Genomic DNA, 23,085 nt, shown 5'->3' on the forward strand with positions numbered 1-23,085 from the left:
CAACGCCTGCTCGGCAAGCGCTTCGGAAAGGACATTCTGGACATTCGCATGCAGGAACGCCTGCGAAGCGCCAGCGCCGAACAACTCGACCTCTGGGCGGAGCGCATCCTCGACGCCACGACCATCGAGGATGTCTTCAGGGAATAAATCCGTCCATCCAGGTCGCGGCCCATGCCTCAAGCCAGGCCCAAGCCGGGCACACGCCTGGCTCTCGCACGCTTTCATCCCTTTCGACCATCTCGTGCCGTGTCCGCCCGAAGATGATTCCTATTCCCGCACGCCGTCTCCAGCCACGGGCGCTCCCGTTTCGAGCAGCCCTCCCCAGTCCGTCCGCTCGTCCATCACCCGCCTGATTTCTTCGGGCAGAAAATCCTTGCCGACGCGGGCTTCCCAGCCTCCGCCAAGGGCCTTGTACACGGCCGACAGATTGATGAGCACCGAGCCCTGCGTGCTCGTCAGCAGATCCTGGGCCTGGACCTTGGAACGCTGCGTGTCCAGGACGCGCTGAAAGTCGGCGAGGCCCTCGCGGTACTGGATCATGGAAATTTCCACCGAACGTGTCGCGGCGTCCACGCCCTGCGCAAGAAAGGCAACCTCCTCCCGGGAGCGCAGGAAGGCGGACAAGGCATCCTCGGTCTCCCTGGCGGCCTGGAGCACCGTATCCTTGTAGCTTACGACCAGTTGCTGGAAACGCGCATCCTGGACGCGGACATTGTTCTTGATGCGCCCGTAGTTGAAGATGTCCCAGCCAAATCCCACGCCTCCCGAATACTGGAGACTGTCTCCGCTCATGAGATCGCCCAGATTGCTGCCGCCCGGATATCCGGCGATGGTCAGCGCCGCGTTGCTGGCCGACAGGCCGATATTTCCGAACAGGGTCAAGCGTGGATAGAGATCCGACTGGGCCACCCCGATCAGCGCGCACTGGGCGGCCATGCGGGCCTCGGCGGCGCGGATATCCGGACGCCGCCGCAGGAGCTCGGCGGGAACGCCCACCGCCACATCGGCGGGCACCTCGGGGATGCGTCCCGGCGCACCGAGCAGGTCATCCACCTCGCCGGGCAGCATGCCGAGCAGCGCAGCCAGACCGTTTTTGGCCTGACGCAGCTGAGCATCCAGTCGCGGCATGGACGCACGCGTGTTAGCCAGCAGCGCCCGGGCCTGGGCCACGTCGAGTTCGGTCACGTCCCCGCCCTCGTAAAGCGCCCGGGCAATCTGCAGGGAGCGTTCCTGAACCGCCACGTTTTCACGTGCGATGTCCAGGCGTTCCTCCAGGGTGCGCAACGTCACGTAGACCCGCGCCACCTCGGCCGTGAGCGTGACCAGCAGATCGTCGTAACCCGCCGTGGCCGCGTCCAGATCCCACACGCCCGATTCCACCGCACGCCTGAATTTCCCCCAGAAATCGAGTTCCCAGGCCGCGTCGAGGGCGACGGAGGCCGTGGCGTAATACGTGTCCACTGCGGGCGAGGTATTGGCGTTGTGCTTGCTTAGACCGTTGTCGGCAAGATTGCCCTTGAGCTGCTGCAGCTGCGGAAACATGTTGCCGGTGGCGATGCCGAGTCTGGCGCGGGCCTCAAGGATGCGCAGCCCGGCAACATGCAGGGATGGATTCCGTTCGCGGGCCATCTCCACCAGCCGGTCCAGCACCGGATCATTCAGTCGCTTCCACCACACCGCAAGCTCGGCCGGGCCATCCTTGAGCCTGGTGTCGCCTTTCCCGCTCCATTCCTTCATCACCGGGACCTCTGGACGGACATAATTCGGACCAACGGCGCAGCCGCCCATAAAGACAAGGACAAGGCCCAGGACCGTGATCCGCAAAACATTGGCGGCTTCCGTCACCCGGCGTGTGGCATCCTTCATGGCGCTACTCCTCGCTCTTCACATTGAAAAAGATCGCATACAGCACGGGCACAACGATCAGCGTCAGCACCGTGGCGAAACCGAGACCGAACATGATGGTCACTGCCATGGACACGAAAAAGGCGTCCTGCACCAGGGGGAGCATGCCAAGGATCGTGGTCAGGGCGGCCATGGACACGGGAATGAGGCGGCTGACTCCGGAATCGATGACGGCTCTGAAGGGCGGTTTGCCGCTCCCGGTTTCCACATCGATCTGATCGATCAGGACAATGGCGTTCTTGATCAACATGCCAGAGAGGCTCATGAGCCCCAGGAGGGACATGAACCCGAAGGGCTGGTCGAAAAGAAGCAGGCCTGCGGTCACGCCGATGACGGACAGAGGCACCGTGAACCAGATGACCAGGGTCTTCTTGATGGAGTTGAAAAGCACTATGACGATGAGGATCATGAGTCCGAAAAACACCGGGATGGTACCCGCGAGGCGCGAATTGGCTTTGGCCGAGTCTTCGGACTCTCCGCCCCAGGCCATGTAGTAGCCGGGCATGTCCCTGATGGGCCATTTGTCGGAGTAACCGACCTTGAGGGTCGAAGCGTCGTACCCTTCCTTAAAGGGATCCTCGCCGGGCGCGAGACTTTTTCCGAGCACCTGCGCCACGTCCACGTTCAGAGCCTGTTCGATCACGGGCTTCACGCGCTTCATCAGCTCGCTCGGCAGGCCCTCGCTCGGATCGGCATGAATGCGCAGCATCTTGAAGCGGTCCCGGCGCCACAGATAGGCGTCCTCGAACTCCATCTTCATGCCGGTCAGCACTTGGCCGATGGGAATCATCGACTGCGCGGCCGGACTCCAGATGGGAATGCTCTCCATGCTGTCCAGGTCACTGCGTTCCGCTTCCGGAGCGCGCGTGATGATCGGGAGCAGCTCGTCGCGTTCCTTGAACACGCCCACCCGGGTCCCCTCGAAAACAGACTCGAAAGCCATGGCGATCTGGGGCCTCTCGATGCCCGCCTTGAGTGCCGGAACTTCGGCCATCTGGGGCCGCATGACCTTGACCTTCTGCCGCCATTCGTTGCGCACGGACTTGGCATGAGGGTCATCCAGCAATACCTTCTCCGCCTTGGCGGCCAGCTCTCTCAGCACCGTCGAATCAGGACCGTACAGACGCAGCTGGATCTTGCCACCCACGGAGGGCCCGAGCACAAAGAGCCGCACGCTGACCAGGGCTTGCGGAAACATGCGGTCCAAATCCCGCTGAATCTCTTTGGTAAGCGCCGGGATGCGCTTGTAATCATCGACGTCCACAAGGATCTGACCGAAGGCGTCGTAGCTCTTCTCCGTCGGGTAGGTCAGCAGGAATCGGACCTGCCCTCCTCCGATCATGGTCGTCATGTGGGTCACGCCTTCGCGCCGGGCGATATCCGCTTCGGCCAGTTCCAGTTGCCGCTGGGTTTCGCGGATGTCCGTGCCTTCGGCGAACCAGAAGTCCACGTAGAACTGGGCCCTGGTGGAGTCCGGGAAAAAGCTGTTCTTGAGGGTGCCAAAGCCGACCATGGCCGCGATGAACATGGCGACAACAACCGCCACCGTGACCCAGCGCCGCCGGATGCACCAGGCCAGAAAGACGCGATATGCACCGTAGAATCTCCCGCCGTAGGAGTCGGACGCGCTGCTTGATCCGTCCGCGTTTTGCGGTCGGACCTTCAGGAACGCCTTGCAAAAAAGCGGGGTGGTGTTCACGGCCGTGACCCAGCTCATGAGCAGGGAGATGAGAATGACATAAAAGAGGGAGCGGCAATACTCGCCCGTGCTGTCCTGGGAAGTGCCGATGGCAGCAAAGGCGGCCACGGCCACGAAGGTCGCACCCAGCAGAGGCACCCCGACCTGCCCCACCACGTCGCGGGCAGCGGTCAGGGCATCCACGCCGCGATTCATTTTTTCCTTCATGCCGTCCGTGACCACGATGGCGTTGTCGACCAGCATGCCAAGCGCAATGACCAGCGCTCCGAGCGAAATTCTCTCCAGGGTGATATCGCCAAGATCCATGACGATAAAAGTCGCCATGATGGTGATCACAAGGACCGCCCCGATGATCAGCCCGCTACGCAGCCCCATGAATATGAGCAGCACCACGACGACGATGGCCACGGCCTCCAGCAGATTGATCAGAAAACCGTTGATGGCCGCGGTCACGGCCCGGCTCTGGTGGGAGATGACGTGCAGTTCCATGCCCACGGGACGCATGGATTCAAGCTCGTGAAAACGCTGGTCCAGGGATTCGCCCATGTCGACCACGTTGCCGCCCAGGACAGTGGAGACGGCCAGACCGATGGCGGGCTTGCCGTCATAGCGCAGGATCGTATCCGGCGGAGCGATGTAGTCACGCTTGATGTCGGCCACGTCACGCAGATAGACTGTGCTGTCCGACCCCATGCCCTTGATGAGCAGCCCGCCGATGTCCTGTTCGGACTTGAATTCGCCCGTGGGACTGATGGGTATATACTCGACCCCGAGCGGCAGATGCCCCGCGCTGGCGGGAATGTTCTTGGCCTTCAGGGCATTGCTGATGTCTGACGGAGATACCCCGAACTGGGACATTTTTTCGCGACGCATCTCGATGAAGATGGCTTCCTTCTGCACGACGTAGAGGGTGATCCGCTTCACGTCCTTGGCCTTCAGAAGCTCGCGTTGCAGAAACTTGGCGTACTCGTAAACTTCGCGCGGCGTGTAGCCCTCTCCGGTGATGGCCAGGAAGACGCCGTAAACATCGCCAAAATCGTCATTGACTATGGACGGTCCGGCTCCGGGCGGGAGACTGCGCTGGGCGTCGGAGACCTTGCGCCGCAGTTCGTCCCAGACCTGAGGCAGGGTGGCCTTGTCGAAATTGTCCTTCATCGAGACCTGCACGATGGACAACTCCCGCGAGGAGCGCGAATCGACCCGCTCCAGTTGGCCCATCTCCTGACAGGCCTTCTCGATCACGTTGCTGACCTCTTCCTCCACCTGCTCCGCCGAGGCCCCCGGATACGGGGTGATGATGACCGCCTCCTTGATGGTGAACTCGGGATCCTCAAGCCTGCTCAGGTTGTTGAACGAATACCACCCGACCACGAGAAAAAGAACGGTCATCACCCAGCTTATGACGCTCTTGCGTATGCTCCACTCCGCGATATTCATCATCATTCTCCCGGGTGATCTCAGAAGGTTCCATCAAACGGCTTGACCCGCATCCCGTCCCGCAGCCGACTGGCTCCGCTGACAGCCACGACCTCTCCGGCCTTTAGCCCTTCGGCTATGCGGATGCCCGCCTCCCCGGCCACCCCGCCCGTGACGACCTCGCGCCGCTGCACCGCCATCGTGTCCGGCTCGACCACCCAGACGTGAGCCACACCCCGCTCGTCGGAGAAAACGGCCACGGCGGGAATGACGAACCGCCCGTCACCGTTGACGCCCTCCGGGGACGAACCGACGATCATGGCGGTCATGCCGGGCAGGATGGAGACGTCGTCTGGTTTCTTCATCTCGAAGACGACCTGGAAGGTCTGGGTTTTAGGATCGGCCCGGGTGGAGAATTCCTTGACGACAAGCGCATACTCCTTGCCCGGCAACGCGGCGAACTCGGCCATGACCGGGGCCTTTTTGCCGGTTCTTTCGGAAGGCTCGTTTATGCGGGCGACAACGCTCTCCGGCAAATCGACCAGAATTTCCAGCGCCGAGATGTCGTCCAGGCTGACGATGGGCTCCTTGGCCTGCACCTCCTGAAAATTTTCCACGTGCCGCCTGGAAACGATGCCCGAAAAAGGCGCGCGCAGGGTCGTGTCGCCGAGCTTGTCCCGGGCCGCATCCAGCGCGGCTTGGGCGGACTCCATTTCAGCTGCGGCCCGATCCTTGGCCTCCCGCCTCTTGACTACCATGCTCTCGCTGGTCGCGCCGGGGTCCTGCTTGCGGATGCGCAAGATGCGCTCGTACTCGCTCGTGGCGCTCTCAAGGGCCGCGCGCACATTGCCGAACTGACCCTGGGCGTTGCGCAGGCTGTTCTCGAAATCACGCTGATCCAGCTGGGCCAGAATCTGCCCTTCCTTGACCTCCTGCCCTTCCCCCACCGGGAGCTGCGTAAGCGTCCCGGACACCTGGAAGGCCAGCTCCGCCCTTTTGGACGCCCGCACCATGCCCGGAAATTTTCGCTGCATGACCGCAGAGGACTCCCCGACGGTCAGCAGCTTCACGGGCCGGGGTTCCTCGGGCGCGGCCTGCCGCTCCGGCGGACTGTCGCATGCCGACAAAAGAAAAAATGAAAAAACAACCAGCAAGGCAGCGCCAGGGAAAAAAAATTCACTGTATCCTAAGATCACGTTATTTCTGCTCATGTTGACACCATTTCCTCGTTTTTTCATCTGCAGCTCAAGAGTTCCAGCCGCGATACCGCATCAAGACCACTATTTCGTATCCGCATTTCACGTAGCGCCAAAATTTCAATATCAACTCAAGAAAGTACATATCTTCACTCAAAATCCACTCCCGTCCAGGCGATCACGCAATTTTCGTCACAACTTTCCTGAACAGCTCCCCATGCAGACATCAAAGGCCACGATACGTCCCACTGGCGAAAACATCGACCACCGCCTGCCTGACCATCTCGTAGACGACTTCGGAGGAACGCCCCTCGGCAAGTGGTCCCGTCACGCTGTCCAAAAAGGAAATCAGCCCGTCCGCGTTGGTGTCGGACAGGGCCAGAAGTTCCCTCCCGGAACCGTCGCCAGGGGTCACGCGGACCCGAACGGACCAGCCAAGCCCGCCGCCTTCCGTGATGCTTATGACCGTGCGCCCAAGGGCGGTCACAAGATCCAGCACGTAGACGCAGCCCTCTTGAGGACAAAACGGCAACCCCTCGGCATCGAACGTAGTCAGCCGGGCGAATGGCCTGGCCAGGGCGTAAAGGTTGCTTGCGCTGTTGAAGATGACCACCGCGTCCCCTATCCGACATGACTCGAAAAGCTTTTCCATGTCCGGATTGTTCAGCGCCACGCATCCTTCGGTCCAGTCGCGCTCACGATTGTCGCCGAACTGCCGGACCACTCCGCCGCCATGTATGGCGATGCCGCAGCCAAGGCCCGTGTTGCAGGGGCCGGGCCTGGATTTTCGGGCGGCCTCGCGTATCTTCTTGTATTCCGGGAGAGAGATGACGCCGCTGGCCAAGGCCTTTTCCGCGTCGGCGAGATTTGGGTAGGAAATCCCGAGCGTGCGATGAAAGCGGGTCACGGCCTTTTTATATGATACGAAATACAGGCCCTCGGGGGTTGCGCAGTCGAAGGCCCTGCGCTTGTCCGAGATCGGGTCGATCCCGAAGGTGACGGGATACCTGGCCACCGGCCGTGCGTCCCTGAATGCGACCAGTTCCCTTGTGGCCTTGTCCACGACCAGGCATCCGCTCGTCGCGGACCATGCCTGAGCCGCAGAAAAAATCGTCAGCGCGCAAATCAGCCAAAATAACCGTGTCATTTGACTTTGAAAATGCTTGCGCGGTATTATTTTTAAAATTGATTTCACGTTACCCTGGCTCGAAACAAGGAGGAAAAAAAGATGTTCAGGAAAAAAATGTACCGCGATCTGTCCATGGCCGTTTGTCTCGCCGCTGTCCTTGGTCTTGCCGGATGCGCGACCTTGAACAAGGAGGACCGTGCTCTCCTTGAAAGCGCAAAGCAGTCCGCCGAAGAAGCCAAGCTGTCAGCCGCCAGGGCAGAGGCCGTGGGCGACAGGCTCGAAGCCATGGGCGTGCGCCTTGAAAACGCGGCGGCCAGCGCCGAGCAATCCGCGACCAAGGCCGAAATGGCTGCCGCGCGCGCCGAGGCAGCGGCCGAAAAGGCCGAACGCATCTTCGACAAGTCCCTGAAGAAATAGCCAATCACGGTTATTTTTCCCTGGGACGCGCGACAACCATGGGCACCCCGGTCTTTTCCTCCAGGACCCGTTCAAGGGCCTGACGGTCAATGTCGAGGGGGCCTATGGTTGCTTCATGATAGAGAAGCTCCTCCATGATTTTCATGAGAGGGTATTCCGCCCTTTTTTCAAAATCCTCGAAAGCCTGCACCCAGAACAGCCCATCCCCCCATCCGTATTTGACCGGCTCGTAGATGACCTGGACCGTGGCGCCCACGGGGACCACCGGATAGAGCGCGCCCACGTCCTCCGGGTACATGCGGATGCATCCGTGGCTGACCCTGCGGCCGATGCCCCAGGGCTTGTTCGTGCCGTGAATGGCGTACAGATTACGGGACAGCCTGAACACGAAATCACCCAGGGGATTGTCCGGCCCAGGCGGCACCTCGGCTGGAAGGTCCGGTTCCTCTTCACGGATCGAAGCGGGCACGACCCAAGTCGGATTGGGCGTCTTGCTTTTGACCTTGTAGACGCCAAGCTCCGTAAGATACCCTTCCCTCCCGATGCCGATGGGCGCGGTGAAAAAAAAGTCGTGGCCGCCGTTCGAAAAAAAGAAATACAGCCGCATCTCGGCAAGATTGACCACAATGCCCGCTTGCGGACGTTCCCGGGGAAGCATGAAGGCCAAGGGGATTTTGACCAACTCCCCCTTGGGCGGCACCCAGGGATCGATGCCGGGATTCGCCGCCACGATCTGATTGTACCCAAGGCCAAACTCGCGCGCGATATCAAGAAGCGTATCCTGTTCCTCTGCCTCCACCCGACGCACGGTGCCGTACAAATCCGTCCCCGGCGAGAGCATGAAGGATCTGAGCGCCCAGACGGGCCCGGAATGAGCCAGCAAGAGGACAAACACCGCCGCTCCAAGAGATGAGAATATTCGCTTCATGACCCGCCGCTCTCCATGAATTCCTGAACACCTGAAAAATTCCCCGCTTCGGGCCAAAAACATGACCAACCACGCGACCGGGGCGACTCCTGCCATGACACACGTCACTGCAAGAAGTCGTCATCCCCTTGAAGAAGGGGATCTCTGCCTTTCTAAGTATCTGAAAAGAATGGATTCCCGCCTTCGCGGGAATGACATTCAGGTTCATCCACGACTTTTTGCAGGCGGATCATGACACACCATAGCATACTTGGCCTGCATTGTTCCAGTCGTGATTGCCGGATAATTTCCAGATCAAATCTGGGACCCGCATTTTCAAAGGACTGATGTTTTTGATTTTTTCAAACAGAAAAACGCGATTAACAAATCGCTCCATGAAGGTTTATATCACTGACAAAAAACCACAACGATGATTTAAAAAATCATACAAATAATCTGATAAATATAATTTCATAACTATATTAATTATTAAATAAATAATAACGCATAAATTATAATTTGAAAAATTTAAATTTTCATTATTTTAAAACAAATATAAATTTATTATCAATAATTTATATAAAAATGATACATGTATGACAAATATTATATTCTAATTAAATTTAACAAGATTACTTATAAAATTTTCACATAGCAATTACATTTTTTGTAAGACGCATTGCATTTTATGCTTTCATGTGAGAAATGGCGCAAGGATAAAAATATACCCACTTCATCCTTGCGGAGATTCCATGAAGAACATCAAACTTGGCCTCAAGCTTATCGGAGGCTTTTGCCTCACCGCTCTTATTGCCCTGGCCATAGGACTGCTCGCCATCAACGGCATGAACAACCTGACCCGGGGCATGGATTCCATTGGCTCCGTCTCCCTGCCTACAGTAGAACATCTGCTGCGCATGAAAGGCAGCATCTCCGACCTGACCACCGGGCTTCGTACGCTGCTCAGTTCCAATCTGACCTCTCAGGAACGCAAGGACATCGCCACGAACATCACCGCCATGAGAGCGGAATACAAGAAGTCCCTGGACATATACGCCACCCTACCCCAGACCGCCGAAGCCCAGGCAATCTGGAAACAATGCCAGGAGACCCTCGCCGGTCTGTCCGGAACCAACAACCGCGTGCTTGAACTAAGCCAGCAACTCATTGCCCGGGACATCATGAACCCCGATGACCTGATGCAAAAACTGCAACAATATCGCGGGGACCACTACAAGCTCATGACCGACATCGGCAGGCTTCTGGCCACCGGACAAAATTTCGAGGGCGGCACCGACCATCAGACTTGCAATTTCGGAAAATGGTCCGCGTCGTTCTCCACCGACAACTCCGATTTCGACAAGGCCATGGAGGTCGTACGTGTACCGCACCAAGCCTTCCATCAGACCATCCACGACATCAAGGAAGCCCTCGCGGCCGGGCGTGACGCCGAGGCCCAGGACCTGTACCGGAAGCTCTTGCCCATCGCGGAAGAAGTTTTTGCCCATTTCAGGACCATCCGGGGACAGGCGGAGGCTTCACAGAAAATCTTTCAGGAGATGGGGCAACTGCTCATGGTCGAATCCAAGGCAGAGCAGGACAAGCTCGACAAGCTCCTGATCGAGGTCGTGAACCTGGCGGTCGAGCAGAGCAACCGGAATCTCGACACTGCACGCGCCGCCGCCTCGCGGGACACCACCATTTCCATCGGCGGCATGATCTTGGGAGTCGTCATAGCCCTGGCTCTGGGACTTCTTCTGACCAGATCCATCACCGGGCCGGTGTATAAAGGCGTTGAATTTGCCCGCAAGATCGCCCAGGGCGACCTCACCGCCAAAGTGGATGTGGACCAGAAGGACGAACTGGGCATTCTGGCCCAGGCACTGCGCGACATGGTCGCCAAATTGCGCGAGATCGTAACCGAGGTGCAGTCGGCCTCCGACAACGTAGCCTCGGGCTCCGAGGAACTGAGCGCGTCCGCCGAACAACTCTCCCAGGGCGCCACCGAGCAGGCCGCCTCCGTTGAAGAGGTTTCGTCGAGCATGGAAGAGATGGGTTCCAACATCCGTCAGAACGCCGACAACGCCACCCAGACCGAAAAGATCGCGCTCAAGGCCGCGCAGGATGCCGAAGCCGGCGGCAAGGCCGTGAATCAGGCCGTGGGCGCCATGAAAAACATCGCCGAGAAAATCTCCATCGTCGAAGAGATCGCCCGTCAGACCAACCTGCTGGCCCTCAATGCCGCCATCGAGGCTGCTCGCGCGGGCGAACACGGCAAGGGCTTCGCGGTGGTCGCGGCGGAAGTGCGCAAGCTGGCCGAACGCAGCGGTACGGCCGCAGCAGAGATCAGCGAGCTGTCCTCCACCACCGTGAGCGTGGCCGACCAGGCCGGGCAGATGCTGACCAAGCTCGTCCCGGACATCCAGCGCACGGCCGAACTGGTGCAGGAAATCTCCGCCGCATCGAGCGAACAGAACGCCGGAGCCGAGCAGATCAACAGGGCCCTGCAGCAGCTCGACCAGGTCATTCAGCAGAACGCCTCGGCCTCCGAGGAAATGGCCTCCACATCCGAGGAACTGTCCAGCCAGGCCGAGCAGTTGCAGTCCTCCATCTCCTTCTTCCACTTGGGCGCCACAGCGGCCCGCGTCACCCGGCAGGCTGCCCATCGGGGCATGGCCCAGCCGCCCAGAAGGGCTCCAAAGGCCCTGACGGCCAAGGGTTCAGCCAGCGGACTGGCGCTTGATATGGGGCGGGATGCTGAAGACGATGAATTCGAACGTTTCTAACCAAAGGGCGAACTGACTCATGAGTGACAACACCACCCTGCAATATCTGACCTTTGCCCTGGGCGATGAGGTCTTTGCCCTGGAGACCGGTTCCGTGCGCGAGGTCATCGAACTTGTGCCCGTGACCCGCATCCCCAAAACGCCGCCCTTCATGCGCGGAGTCATCAACCTGCGCGGCCACGCCGTGCCCGTGGTCGACCTGCGCATCAAGTTCGACATGCCCAAAGCCCAGGACACGGTGAACACCTGCATCATCATCGTGGACGTCGAGGTCGAGGGCGAGAGCTGCTACATGGGAGCGATCGTCGATTCCGTGCGCGAGGTCTTTGAAATGACAAGCGACCAGATCAACCCGCCGCCGCGCATGGGCACGTCCATCAGGGCGGACTTCATCAGGGGCATGGGCAAGCAGAACGAGGAGTTCATCATGATCCTCGATATCGGCAAGGTCTTCTCCCAGGAAGAACTGGCACGTATGCGCGACGATGAAGGACTTGAAGCGTAGAAAATCCCCTGTCGTCCTCAACGGTATAATCGGGATCAGTGATCTGAATGCCAAAAAAGCCCCCGCCGGAAATTTCCGTCGGGGGCTTTGTCATCTCATGCCGCTTGAATGTGCGGTCTAGTTTCCGGCCATCATGGCCGCGATGTCGTCCTGCACGGTGCCGATGGGCTTGATGTTGAAGTTCTCGACCAGCACCTTGGCCACATTCGGGGACAAAAAGGCCGGCAGCGTGGGCCCGAGGCGAATGCCCTTCACGCCCAGCGCCAACAGGGCCAGCAGCACGGCCACGGCCTTCTGCTCGTACCAGGCGATGTCGTAGGACACGGGCAGATCGTTGATGTCATCGAGGCCGAAGACCTCTTTGAGCTTCAGGGCGATGACGGCCAGGGAATAGGAATCGTTGCACTGCCCGGCATCGAGCACGCGCGGGATACCGCCGATGTCGCCCAGGTTCAGCTTGTTGTAGCGATACTTGGCGCAACCGGCCGTCAGGATGATGGTATCCTTGGGCAGGTTCTCGGCCACCTCGGTGTAATAGCCGCGCGACTTCTGACGTCCGTCGCAACCGGCCATGACCACGAAACGCTTGATGGCGCCGGACTTGACCGCTTCCACCACCTTGTCGGCCAGGGCCAGAACCTGATGGTGCGCGAAGCCGCCGACGATGCTCCCAGTCTCGATCTCAACGGGCGGAGGACATTTCTTGGCCTGGGCGATCAGCGCCGAGAAATCCTTGGCCCCGCCTTCCGGACGGTCGGGAATGTGCGTAGCGCCTTCGTAACCGACCACGCCCGTGGTGTAGAGACGATCAAGGTAGGTGTTCTCTTTTTTGAGCGGCACCAGACAGTTGGTGGTCAGCAGGATGGGACCATTGAAGGATTCGAATTCCCGGTTCTGCTCCCACCAGGAACCGCCGTAGTTGCCCACGAAATGGGAGTATTTCTTGAAGGCGGGATAGTAGTTGGCCGGGAGCATCTCGCCGTGAGTGTAGACATCCACGCCCGTGCCTTCGGTCTGCTTGAGCAATTCTTCCATGTCCTTCAGATCATGGCCGCTGATGAGGATACCGGGGTTCGTGCCCACGCCGATGTTGACCGTGGTGATCTCCGGGTTGCCGTAGGTCGTGGTGTTGGCCTCGTCGAGCAGGGCCATGGTGGTCACGGCCATGTTCCCGGCCTTCATGACCAGGGCGACCATTTCATCTACAGACAGGTCCTTGGTCGTGGAGGCCAGGGCTTCAAGCATGAAGTCGTCGATCTCGGGCTTGCGAAAACCCAGCACCGCCGCATGATCCGCATAGGCGGCCACGCCCTTGAGGCCGATGATCAGAAGCTCACGCAGGGAGCGCACGTCCTCGTTCTCCGTGGCAAGAATGCCGACGCTTTTGGCCTTTTCGGCGAAGGCGGACGAGTCCGCGCTCCAGGTCGCGGCCTCGGGCAGCGGATCGGCGAAATCCTTACCGTGTTTGGCTTTGTATGCGGCCAGAAATGCAGCTTTGAGACGATCGCGACGCGCCAGCGCGTCCTGGATCAAAACCACGAAGCGGGAGTCGTCCCAGTTGGCGTTGGTGATGGTGGCAAAGAGAGCCTGCAACACGAAATCATCATTGGAACGATCCGGCTGCCCAAGCTCCTTGAGTCTCTCGCCGTACACGGCGATGCCGCGCAGCACGAAAATGAGCAAATCCTGCAAATTGGCGGTCTCTTCGGGTTTGCCGCACATGCCCTTGACCGTGCAGCCCGTATTCTTGGCCGTTTCCTGACACTGAAAGCAAAACATCGTGGCCTCCTTTGTGTTTTCTGTTGCTTGTCGCGTGACAACGCACGCACCTCTGGTCAATCAATGGAAAAATCTATGCCGTAAAGCCGCTCTCCTTATGCTTGGCGGCAATGGCGTCCGCCAGCCGTTCCAGGGCTTCATAAGTGTCATCCTTGGGCAAGCCCTTGCACAGCACAGGCTCAAGCACCTCGACCTTCAGATTGGGTATCATTCCGGCCAGGGTTTCCACGGTCTTGCCGCCCCACCCGTATGAGCCGATTATGGACAGATATTTGGCCTTGGGCCGCAGGGCGTTGGCCAAAAACGCGGCATTGGCGGCCATGGGATGCGGTCCGGCCAGCACAGTGGGAGTGCCGAGCACGATGGTTCCCGCATCCACCAGGGACATGGCCAGCTTGCCGATGTCGGTCACGGCGAGGTTGAAAAGCTCCACCCGCACCTCGCGCTCGGACAGGGCCGCCGCCAAGTGATCGACCATGAGCCGGGTGCTGCCATGCATGGAGACAAAGGGAAAAGCCACCAGATTGTGCGCCGTTCCCGAAACCCAGTCTTTGTAGGCGTCCACGATCCAGCCGGGGCTGTCGTAGATCTGGCCGTGGCTGGGGGCGATCATGCGGATATCGTGGGGGCTCAGTTTTTCCAGGTTCTTGGCGATCATGGACCGAAAAGGCATCATGATCTCGCCGAAATAACGCTTGGCGGCTTCATGCACCCGGCCCTGGTCGCGCACGAAGAGATCGCTTGTGGCAATGTGCGAGCCGAAAAAGTCGCAACTGAACAGGATCTTGTCCTCGGCCAGATAGGTGGACATGGTTTCCGGCCAGTGCACCCAGGGCGTGAGAATGAAGGTCAGCGTCTTGTCGCCAAGGGAGAGGGTTTCGCCGTCAGCTACAACGATGAACTTGTCATCGGGGATGAGCAAAAGGTCCATGAGCATGCCCTTGGCCTTGGCGTTGGTCACGACCTTGGCTTCCGGATACAGGTCCAGCACCAGGGCGATGGTCCCGGAATGATCCTGCTCGGCGTGCTGGGATATTACGTAATCCAGCTTTTCCACACCATCCAGATGCCCAAGCAAGGTATCGACCATATCCGGATCCACGGCGTCGATGAGCGCGGTCTTTTCGCTGCCTTCCACGAGATAGGCGTTGTAGGTCGTCCCGTCTGGGAGCGGCACCAGGGAATCGAAAAGCCGACGGTCCCAATCCACCGCGCCCATCCAGAAAACACCATCAGTGATTTTTTTCGTATGCATGGCAGAATCCTTGTAATGTTGTTGTGTTGCGGAGTTCGCAACTTGAAACTTCAAGCCATTGAGTCATGACTCACCCACGTTAGAACCAAAATTCGGGATATCGCCTGCCCTTGGGGATGTTGTTGACCACCAAGGCGACCAGCAGCAGGACCACCGCCCCCAGCCCCGCCGGAACCAGGGCGTACATGTAGCCCAGGCTATGCACCGAATCTCCACCGATGACCGCGATCAGCGCCGTGGCCCCGCCCGGAGGATGCAGGGTCTTGGTCAGGTGCATGGCCGCAATGGCCGTGGCCACGGCCACCGCGGCGGCCAACCATGGAGTTTCGCCGAGAACCTGCTGCGCGCATACACCAATTATTGCGGAAAGAACATGCCCCCCGAGCACATTTCTCGGTTGTGCGAGGGGGCTGCGAATAGCCCCGTAAACCAGCACCGCCGTGGCTCCGAAAGATCCAATCAGCAAAGCCTGGCCGGTTTGATCGACCATTTTGGCATGAATCAGCCCCACAAGGGCGATGCCGATCACCGCGCCGACCCAGGACCAGAGCACTTCCATGGCGGCCACCCGGGGCGGGCTTTGCGTCGTGCCGCGCATTTTCTTGAAATAGTGCATGCCCTACCTCCCGCACATGGCGCCGACGAGGTCGGTCCGGGTCACGATGCCTACGGGGCGACCCTGCTCGTCGCAGATGGGCAGGCGATTGATGGAATGCCTGGCCAGCATCTCCGAGAGTTCCGCCACGGACGTCCGGGGGGAAGCAACCACGGGTGGGATGCTCATGATGCCATCCACCGGCAACGTGCGCATGTCCGCGACCATGCAACCCGGCTTGGTCAGGCATGTGGCGACCACGGTCATGAAACTGGCCGTGCCGGGCAGACCCATCTTTCGCAGATAGTCCTTTTCCGAGACGACTCCGCATATCCTGCCCTGCCCGTCGAGCACGGGCGCGCCGCTGATTCCGAGCCCCGCCATGTGCGCGGCGGCTTCCGAAGCGCTCATGCCTGTTCGCAGGCAATGCACGGGCGCGGTCATGATGTCCTCGGCCTTGCCCATGGACGTAACCCGTTTCAGGGCCAGGTCGTACGCCAAGGCATATATCTCCCGGAATGTCCCGGGCGTGATGTCCACGTAGCCCTGCATGGAACGCATGGCGTCGAGGACATCCTCCTCGGTCAAGTCCGGAAGACCGCATTGATCGTTCATATTCTCTCCTTGACTTCCATTTGCCACCGGCCCGAACACCCAGACCCGGTGAAATCGCTAAAGGACAATTTTTTTAACATAAAAATTGCCGAACCATCAAATGAGGAATCCAATCCAACTTTCAATAAATCCGGCACAAGAATCGTGCGCCCCGTAATGAAATTCGACCACGAACGCAGAATCCCACGTTTCAACCATCCGTTTTTTCAATGGAAATAAGGCTCACGCATAGATGCTATCAATTTGTTTTCCCCGCTTTGCTGGCATAGTGCAAGTGCCAACATATTATTCTTGGAGGCCTGAAATGAAAGCTTGGACGCATTTTGTCATCTCACTGATTGTAGGTGTTTTCCTGACCAGCGGCTTTGCCCACGCCGGATTGCTCGACAGCTTCGCCGGCCAGTCCGGCAAGATCGACATTGCCGGCGGCACGGCTCACATTCCGGTCATGACCGAGGCCGCCAAGCGGATCATGACGGCCAACCCCGGCATCCGCATAAATATCGAAGGCGGAGGGACCGGTGTAGGAGTCCAGAAGGCTGGCGAAGGACTGGTCGATATCGGCAACACCGGCCGCGCCCTGTCCGAAGACGAAATTGCCAAGTATGGCCTTGTTTCCTTCGCGTTTGCCGTGGACGGAGTGACTGTGGTCGTCAATCCCGCCAACGCAGTGGCGGACTTGAGCGCGGCTCAAGTACAAGACATTTTTGCCGGCAAGATATCCAACTGGAAGGAAGTCGGCGGAGCCGACGCGGCCATTACGCTCTATTCCCGCGACGAGGCCAGCGGCACGCGAGAAGTTTTCTGGGGCAAGATGCTCAAGAAAGGAGCCATCGCCGACAGCGCCAACATAGTGGCCTCCAACGGCGCCATGAAGGTGGCCGTGTCGCAGGATGCCGGCGCAATCGGCTACATGAGCATCGGTTTCGTGGATGCCTCGGTCAAGGCGCCCACGCTGGAGGGAATCGAACCCTCGCAGGACAACGCCAAATCCGGCACCTACAAGGTGGCCCGCAAACTCTACATGAACACCAAGGGCCAGCCCCAGGGATTGGTCAAACTGTTCATCGACTATGTGACCAGCTCCGAGTGCACGGACATCATCGCCAAGGCCGGCTACATCCCGCTCCAGTAGAGACATGCAGCAAATACGAACCTGCCGGCAAAATTCCTCGCGGTTTTGCCGGCAGCTTTTTTTCGACCGGGTGGTCAGGATTCTTTCCTGCGGGGCTGGATTCATCTCTCTTGGGACACTGGCAGCCATCTTCGTCTTCCTGCTGGTACTGGCCCTGCCCCTCTTTCTGGAAGGACAGTGGGGACAAATCCTGTCCCTGACCTGGCGCCCCTACCAGGGGCACTATGGCATCCTGCCCATGATCGCCGGCTCCCTGGCCTTGAGCATATCAGCCTTTACCGTGGCCTACCCGCTCGGCCTGGGCATCTGCGTCTTTGCCTGCGGACCAGGCCCACGCCCCCTGCGCCGGGCGGTCATCGCGGTGATCACCTTCATGACCGCCATCCCCACCGTAGTGTACGGTTTTGTCGCGGTCTTTCTGCTCGTGCCCATCCTGAGCGGCGCCCTGACAAGCAGGAGCGGGCCATCCCTGCTGGCGGCATGCCTGACCCTGGCCCTGCTTATCCTGCCGACCATCGTCCTCTTTCTTTACCAAACCATGCGCGAGACGGAAAAGCGGACCCGCCTGACCAGCGCGAGCCTTGGCTTTTCTCCGCTCCAGGCCCTGCTCCTGGTTGTCCTGCCGGGCTCGGCCACGGGCCTGCGCACCGCGGCCATCATGGGTTATTGCAGGGCCTTGAGCGACACCCTCATTCCGCTCATGCTGGCCGGAAACGCACCGCAGTTGCCGACCTCCTTTTTCGATTCCATCCGCACCCTGACCGCGCACATCGCCCTGGTCGTGGCCACGGACAACAGCTCGCCCGCGTTTCATTCCCTTTTTGCCTGCGGCCTGCTGCTCTTCGGCATGAGCCTTGCGGTGCAGTTCATGATTCGTAGACATGACGCGTCCACCAAGCCGCTGGGCGGGAAGTGGCTGGACCTCCTGTCCTTCCTGGCCGGGCACCGGCTTTGCCGGATGCTGATTCACGTCTGGTCGGGAACGGCCTCGGCCCTGATGCTCATTGCCATCGGCGGTCTGGTCGCCTTTTTGCTTAGACAAAGCCTGCCCGTCTTCAATGCGCGGCTTTTCTTCGGCGACGCACCGATCATGGCCGCAATCCTGGGACGTGCACCTGTCTGGGACGGCATCTTCGCCGCCTGCGCAGGGACGGTGGCGCTGGTCGCCCTGGCCTCGCTCATGGCCATCCCTGCCGGAATCGGCGCAGGCATTGCCCTGTCACAATATCTGCACGGCAGGCTCGCCCGCGCGCTCAGATTCTCGGCCAACACCCTGGCCGGAGTGCCGTCCATCGTGATGGGCCTGTTCGGCTTCTCGCTGATCATATTTCTGCGCCACACCGTAGCGCCCGAGGCCAACACAAGCCTTCTGCTCTCCGCGTTCTGCCTGGCCCTGCTCATTCTGCCGTACATGATCAATGCCACGGCTCAAGCGCTGGAGACGCTGCCGGAGGAACTTCGTCTGCTGGGCCCGAGTCTCGGCATGACCAGCCTGCAGAGCCTGCGGCGCATCCTTCTTCCGGCCGCGAGCCGGGGAATGCTGGGCGGAATTGTGCTGTCCATGGGCCGCGCCGCCGAGGACACCGCCGTCATCCTGCTGACCGGAGTCGTGGCTCAAGGCGGGCTGCCGCGCGGGCTGCTGGACAAATTCGAGGCCCTGCCCTTCACCATCTACTACCTAGCTGCCCAATACCAAAGCGCGGATGATCTGCACAAAGGTTTCGGCGCGGCCCTGACCTTGCTTGTCCTGACCGTGCTCCTTTATGGAGGCGCGCGAATACTGCGGGCGGGCATGGAGAATGAATGGAAAAACTGACGCCCCTCTTCACTTTGCGCGACGTAGGCGTGGCCCTGAACGGCAAGCAGATCCTGTCCGCCCTGGATCTTGAGATCATGAAAAACCGGGCCACATTTGTCATGGGCCGCTCCGGGGCGGGCAAGACGACCCTTTTGCGCGTCTTCAACCGCCTGAACGACTGTTTCCCCGGCTGCACCACCACCGGAGAGGTCCAGCTCCACCGCGACCACGGAGTCGTGCGCCCCTACTCGGGTGAAATTCCCCTGCCCGAACTGCGTCGATTGGTCGGCATGGTCTTCCAGCACCCCAACGTCCTGCCCATGAGCATCAGGAACAATATCGTCATGCCGCTGGCCACCGTACACGGAGTCAACCGCGCGGACGCCATGGACGCGGCCAGTCAGGCGCTCAAGGAGGCACAACTCTGGGACGAAGTGCGCGACCGCCTGGACACCGATGCCCGCACCCTCTCAGGCGGGCAGCAGCAACGGCTGTGCCTGGCCCGCACCCTGGCCATGAAGCCCAGTGTCCTGCTTCTGGACGAACCGACCTCATCCCTGGACCACAAGGCCGCCAAGGGCATCGAGGAGCTGCTTGAAACCTTGAAGGGACGCTACACCCTGGTCGTGGTCTCGCACAGCCTGGATTTCGCGCTGCGACTGGCCGACGACATCATCGTGCTGCGCGAGGGCCAAACGTACCGCCATCTCCTGCCCCAGGCGATCAAGGGGGAAAGCGGAACAATTCTGGCGGAACTGGAAGCCATGTACTGATTCCACAAAAAAAATGACGCCTGTCACACATTCGACAAGCGTCATTCTTCATGCATGCAAAGTTGTCATCGAAAAAATGAAAACTATTTCTCCAATGCCTTGTGGCAAAACCACCAGTCATAGCATTCATTTTCCTTGAGTCGTTTAGCCGCGTCTTTTTCATTAGTGGCAGGAGGTATGATAACGCGATCGCCGATGAGTTCATTATGTGGCCATCCAGCTGCTATCGCGCCCTGCTTGTCAGATATTTGCAGAGCTTTCACGACGCGGACAATCTCATCCATGTTCCGCCCTATTTCTTGCGGATAGTACATGATCAAGCGGACCTTTCCTTCCGGATCAACAATAAATACGGCCCGTACAGTATTGCTACCCTTGCCGGGATGCAGCATGCCGAGCTTCATGGCCACGACGTCATTGGCCGCTACAATTGGAAATTTAATCTCCACGTTCAATTCGGATTTAATCCACTGGACCCATTTGATGTGGGAAAAGACTTGATCGACCGACATCCCGACAAGCTTGCAGTCAAGAGCTTCAAATTCCTCGAACCTCTTCTGAAAGGCAACAAACTCAGTCGTGCAAACAGGTGTGAAATCAGCGGGATGACTGAAAAACACAAACCATTTGCCTTTCAGGTCCTCGGGCAGTTTCATTGGGCCATGCGTTGTTTGAACCCTCAATTCAGGAAACGGATCACCCAACAACGGCAGGCCTGATTTTGATTCTTCCATCGCCATGTCTCCTTTTATACCGTCTGTTGAAAGCAATGCGTCCTCAAGACGACGGTCTTGTCTGCAAGGACTGAAACAACTGTCTCAACGGGTTTACCTGACAATAATAGTTAGAGCTATACATTCTCATTATCAAAACAAACAAATTGATTTTGAAAATTCTCCAAGACATCTTGAATCAGAATGATGGATACATGACCAGCGAATTTCAAAAGAGATTGTCGAAGGTGACAGGGTGCAAACAATTCTGCGTACCGTTCAAATATTGCCGCGAAAAAACAATTCGCATCAATATTTTCGATCATTGGTCGAGGAATCCATCCACTATCCCGATTTGCATCCACCTCGCCTTTCCAGCACATAAGAAAAAATTATTCTCCGGAGGTAATGATGACGCAGGAAGCTTATCGTGAAATGTGGGAAAATCTGAATCTGGATATCGCGGCCCATGACGGACTTCTGGGTGTGCTCGGAAAATTTTACGGCGACATCTACATGAGCCAGCAGGGTCGTCTCAAAGGGATGGAATATCTCGACTTCGTGCTGTCGGAAGTGCACGGCCTGCGCATCAAGGAATTGCAGGACGCCAAGGCCCAGGGACGCAAGATCATCGGCACGTTCTGCGTCTTCGTCCCAGAGGAACTGGCCCTGGCCGTGGATGCCGTGCAGGTAGGCCTGTGTGCCGGAGCCGACGCGGGCAAGGAAGCGGCCGAAACCCTGGTGCCACGCAACACCTGCGCGCTGATCAAATCCTTCATCGGGTTCAAGCTGGCCAGGCTGTGTCCCTACACAGAATCCTGCGACCTCATCGTCGGTGAGACCACCTGCGACGGCAAGAAGAAGGCCTATGAGGCCTTCGCCGAACACGCGCCCATGTACGTCATGGAGGTGCCCCAGACCAAGACGGAGTCGGCCCGCGCCCTGTGGAAGGCCGAAGTCCTGCGCTACATGGCCAGGCTCGAGGAACTGACCGGCAGAAAAGTCACCACCGAAAAGCTCGCCGAGGCCATCAAAACAGTCAACGCCCGCCGCCGCGCCCTGCAGCGTCTGAACAGGCTGCGCGCCGCCGTGCCCGCGCCCATCTCCGGCCGGGATGTGCTGCTCATCAACCAGGTCAGCTTCTACGATGATCCGATCCGCTTCACCGCATCCATCAACACCCTGTGCGACCAGCTTGAAGAACGGATTACGGCCGGCGAAGGCGTGGCACCCAAAGACGCTCCCCGGGTCATGCTCTCGGGCTGTCCCATGGCCGTGCCCAACTGGAAGCTGCCCTACGTCATCGAGAGTTCCGGGGCCGTCATCGTCGGCGAGGAATCGTGCATCGGCACCCGCAACACCCGCGATCTGACGGACGAGTCCGCCCAGACCCTCGAAGAAATGATCGACGCGCTGTGTGAGCGTTACATGAAGATCGACTGTGCCTGCTTCACGCCCAACGCCGAACGCCTGGACAACGTCGAGACCATGGCCAAGGACCTCAAGGTTGACGGCGTCATCCAGTACGCCCTCATGTTCTGCCAGCCGTACGCCCACGAAGGCATCAAGGTGGAAAAGCGGCTCACCGCCGGCGGCGTCCCAAGCATGTCTCTGGAGACGGACTACTCCATGGAAGACATCGAGCAGCTCAAGACCCGCGTCGAAGCCTTTCTGGAAACCGTCAAATGACGGTTCTGGGCATCGACATCGGCTCCCGCTCCATTGAAGTGGTGGCCATGGATCAGGGCAAGGTGGTGGAAAAGCGGCAGGCTCCCACCACCTTCAACCCGGTGGCGCAGCTTCTGGCGCTCCTTGATGGCCTGGATGCCGGACTGGCGGTGGCCACGGGGTACGGGCGAAAACTGGTGCAGGACCTGGATCTTGGCTTCCCCGTGGAAACCATCACCGAAATAAAGGCCCACGGTCTTGGCGCGCACCATCTTTTCCCGGCGGGCCGGACCGTGCTCGACATCGGCGGACAGGACACCAAGGCCCTGTCCCTCTTGCCCAGCGGCCGGGTCGGAAAGTTCGAAATGAACGATCGTTGCGCGGCTGGCACGGGGAAATTCCTGGAGTACACGGCCCAGATCTTCCAGATCCCGGTCCGGGATTTCGGGGCATACGCCCTTGGCGGCGACAAACCGCCCATCATCAACTCCATGTGCACGGTCTTCGCCGAGACCGAGGCCACATCTCTCATGGCCCAGGGCGTGCGCCCCGAGAACATCGCGCTCGGCCTGCACCTCTCCATCGCCCGGCGCACGGCGAACATGCTCAGCCGCGTGGGCCTCGTCCTGCCGCTGATCTTTGTCGGCGGCGTAGCCCACAACCCGTGCATGCGCCAGTTGCTCTCCGAGCAGACGGGTGCCGTCATCGGCGAAACCCTGTTCATCCCGGAGGAACCGGACATGACAGGAGCCCTGGGCGCTGCGCTGTGGGCCGAAAGCCTTGGGGCAAGCTGA

The 23,085-nt window shown here is 59.3% G+C and carries 18 protein-coding genes; 8 read left to right on the forward strand and 10 right to left on the reverse strand.

The window, feature by feature from the left end; genetic code table 11:
- Window positions 1–267 precede the first annotated feature (267 nt).
- From BMZ40_RS06965 to BMZ40_RS06980, 4 genes are all read right to left on the reverse strand, one after another.
- Window positions 268–1,866 (reverse strand): efflux transporter outer membrane subunit, encoded by a 1,599-nt coding sequence (locus BMZ40_RS06965; RefSeq protein ID WP_177193054.1) that lies wholly within the window; start codon window positions 1,864–1,866, stop codon window positions 268–270.
- Window positions 1,867–1,870: 4 nt separating this feature from the next.
- Window positions 1,871–5,041 (reverse strand): efflux RND transporter permease subunit, encoded by a 3,171-nt coding sequence (locus tag BMZ40_RS06970; protein ID WP_092373469.1) that lies wholly within the window; start codon window positions 5,039–5,041, stop codon window positions 1,871–1,873.
- 20 nt (window positions 5,042–5,061) lie between these two features.
- Window positions 5,062–6,231: an efflux RND transporter periplasmic adaptor subunit gene (locus BMZ40_RS06975; protein WP_177193055.1), complete on the reverse strand. Its 1,170-nt coding sequence runs from the start codon at window positions 6,229–6,231 to the stop codon at window positions 5,062–5,064.
- A gap of 211 nt (window positions 6,232–6,442) precedes the next feature.
- Window positions 6,443–7,279: a L,D-transpeptidase family protein gene (locus BMZ40_RS06980; RefSeq protein WP_177193056.1), complete on the reverse strand. Its 837-nt coding sequence runs from the start codon at window positions 7,277–7,279 to the stop codon at window positions 6,443–6,445.
- A gap of 165 nt (window positions 7,280–7,444) precedes the next feature.
- On the opposite strand from BMZ40_RS06980, the gene BMZ40_RS06985 reads away from it, so the two are divergent.
- Window positions 7,445–7,762: a hypothetical protein gene (locus BMZ40_RS06985; RefSeq protein ID WP_092373475.1), complete on the forward strand. Its 318-nt coding sequence runs from the start codon at window positions 7,445–7,447 to the stop codon at window positions 7,760–7,762.
- A 10-nt stretch (window positions 7,763–7,772) separates the two neighbouring features.
- Here BMZ40_RS06985 and BMZ40_RS06990 read toward each other — a convergent pair whose 3' ends face one another.
- On the reverse strand, window positions 7,773–8,690 hold the full coding sequence (locus BMZ40_RS06990) for a L,D-transpeptidase family protein (RefSeq protein WP_218143747.1): 918 nt from the start codon (window positions 8,688–8,690) through the stop codon (window positions 7,773–7,775).
- Between the two features lie 731 nt (window positions 8,691–9,421).
- On the opposite strand from BMZ40_RS06990, the gene BMZ40_RS06995 reads away from it, so the two are divergent.
- Window positions 9,422–11,455, forward strand: a complete 2,034-nt coding sequence (locus BMZ40_RS06995; protein WP_092373477.1) for a methyl-accepting chemotaxis protein — start codon at window positions 9,422–9,424, stop codon at window positions 11,453–11,455.
- 19 nt (window positions 11,456–11,474) lie between these two features.
- The gene (locus tag BMZ40_RS07000) at window positions 11,475–11,960 is read left to right on the forward strand and encodes a chemotaxis protein CheW (protein ID WP_092373479.1); all 486 of its coding nucleotides are present in this window, start codon (window positions 11,475–11,477) and stop codon (window positions 11,958–11,960) included.
- A gap of 117 nt (window positions 11,961–12,077) precedes the next feature.
- Here BMZ40_RS07000 and hcp read toward each other — a convergent pair whose 3' ends face one another.
- The 4 genes from hcp to BMZ40_RS07020 form a co-directional block, all read right to left on the reverse strand.
- Window positions 12,078–13,739, reverse strand: a complete 1,662-nt coding sequence (hcp, locus tag BMZ40_RS07005) for a hydroxylamine reductase (protein WP_092373481.1) — start codon at window positions 13,737–13,739, stop codon at window positions 12,078–12,080.
- A gap of 73 nt (window positions 13,740–13,812) precedes the next feature.
- Window positions 13,813–14,994, reverse strand: a complete 1,182-nt coding sequence (locus BMZ40_RS07010) for an FprA family A-type flavoprotein (protein ID WP_092373483.1) — start codon at window positions 14,992–14,994, stop codon at window positions 13,813–13,815.
- Between the two features lie 79 nt (window positions 14,995–15,073).
- The gene (locus tag BMZ40_RS07015) at window positions 15,074–15,610 is read right to left on the reverse strand and encodes an HPP family protein (RefSeq protein ID WP_092373485.1); all 537 of its coding nucleotides are present in this window, start codon (window positions 15,608–15,610) and stop codon (window positions 15,074–15,076) included.
- Between the two features lie 3 nt (window positions 15,611–15,613).
- Window positions 15,614–16,204 (reverse strand): CBS domain-containing protein, encoded by a 591-nt coding sequence (locus tag BMZ40_RS07020; protein WP_092373487.1) that lies wholly within the window; start codon window positions 16,202–16,204, stop codon window positions 15,614–15,616.
- A gap of 304 nt (window positions 16,205–16,508) precedes the next feature.
- On the opposite strand from BMZ40_RS07020, the gene BMZ40_RS07025 reads away from it, so the two are divergent.
- The 3 genes from BMZ40_RS07025 to BMZ40_RS07040 are packed head-to-tail and all read left to right on the forward strand — an operon-like array spanning window position 16,509 to window position 19,910.
- Window positions 16,509–17,339 carry a phosphate ABC transporter substrate-binding protein gene (locus tag BMZ40_RS07025; RefSeq protein WP_092373489.1) on the forward strand — a complete coding sequence of 277 codons (831 nt, stop codon included), beginning with the start codon at window positions 16,509–16,511 and terminating at the stop codon, window positions 17,337–17,339.
- A 4-nt stretch (window positions 17,340–17,343) separates the two neighbouring features.
- Window positions 17,344–19,155: a phosphate ABC transporter permease gene (locus BMZ40_RS19890; protein WP_245751053.1), complete on the forward strand. Its 1,812-nt coding sequence runs from the start codon at window positions 17,344–17,346 to the stop codon at window positions 19,153–19,155.
- Complete coding sequence (locus tag BMZ40_RS07040) at window positions 19,143–19,910, forward strand: phosphate ABC transporter ATP-binding protein (protein WP_092373491.1); 768 nt, start codon at window positions 19,143–19,145, stop codon at window positions 19,908–19,910. Before BMZ40_RS19890 ends, BMZ40_RS07040 begins: the two co-directional genes overlap by 13 nt.
- Window positions 19,911–19,993: 83 nt before the next feature.
- Here BMZ40_RS07040 and BMZ40_RS07045 read toward each other — a convergent pair whose 3' ends face one another.
- On the reverse strand, window positions 19,994–20,644 hold the full coding sequence (locus BMZ40_RS07045) for a peroxiredoxin (protein ID WP_092373493.1): 651 nt from the start codon (window positions 20,642–20,644) through the stop codon (window positions 19,994–19,996).
- Window positions 20,645–21,034: 390 nt separating this feature from the next.
- Here BMZ40_RS07045 and BMZ40_RS07050 point away from each other — a divergent pair, with 390 nt between their 5' ends.
- Both BMZ40_RS07050 and BMZ40_RS07055 read left to right on the forward strand, forming a co-directional pair.
- Window positions 21,035–22,312, forward strand: coding sequence for a double-cubane-cluster-containing anaerobic reductase (locus BMZ40_RS07050; RefSeq protein WP_092373495.1), 1,278 nt, complete (start codon window positions 21,035–21,037; stop codon window positions 22,310–22,312).
- Complete coding sequence (locus tag BMZ40_RS07055) at window positions 22,309–23,085, forward strand: acyl-CoA dehydratase activase (protein ID WP_092373498.1); 777 nt, start codon at window positions 22,309–22,311, stop codon at window positions 23,083–23,085. Before BMZ40_RS07050 ends, BMZ40_RS07055 begins: the two co-directional genes overlap by 4 nt.

The organism is Desulfomicrobium apsheronum (assembly GCF_900114115.1).
Classification (GTDB): Bacteria; Desulfobacterota; Desulfovibrionia; order Desulfovibrionales; family Desulfomicrobiaceae; genus Desulfomicrobium; species Desulfomicrobium apsheronum.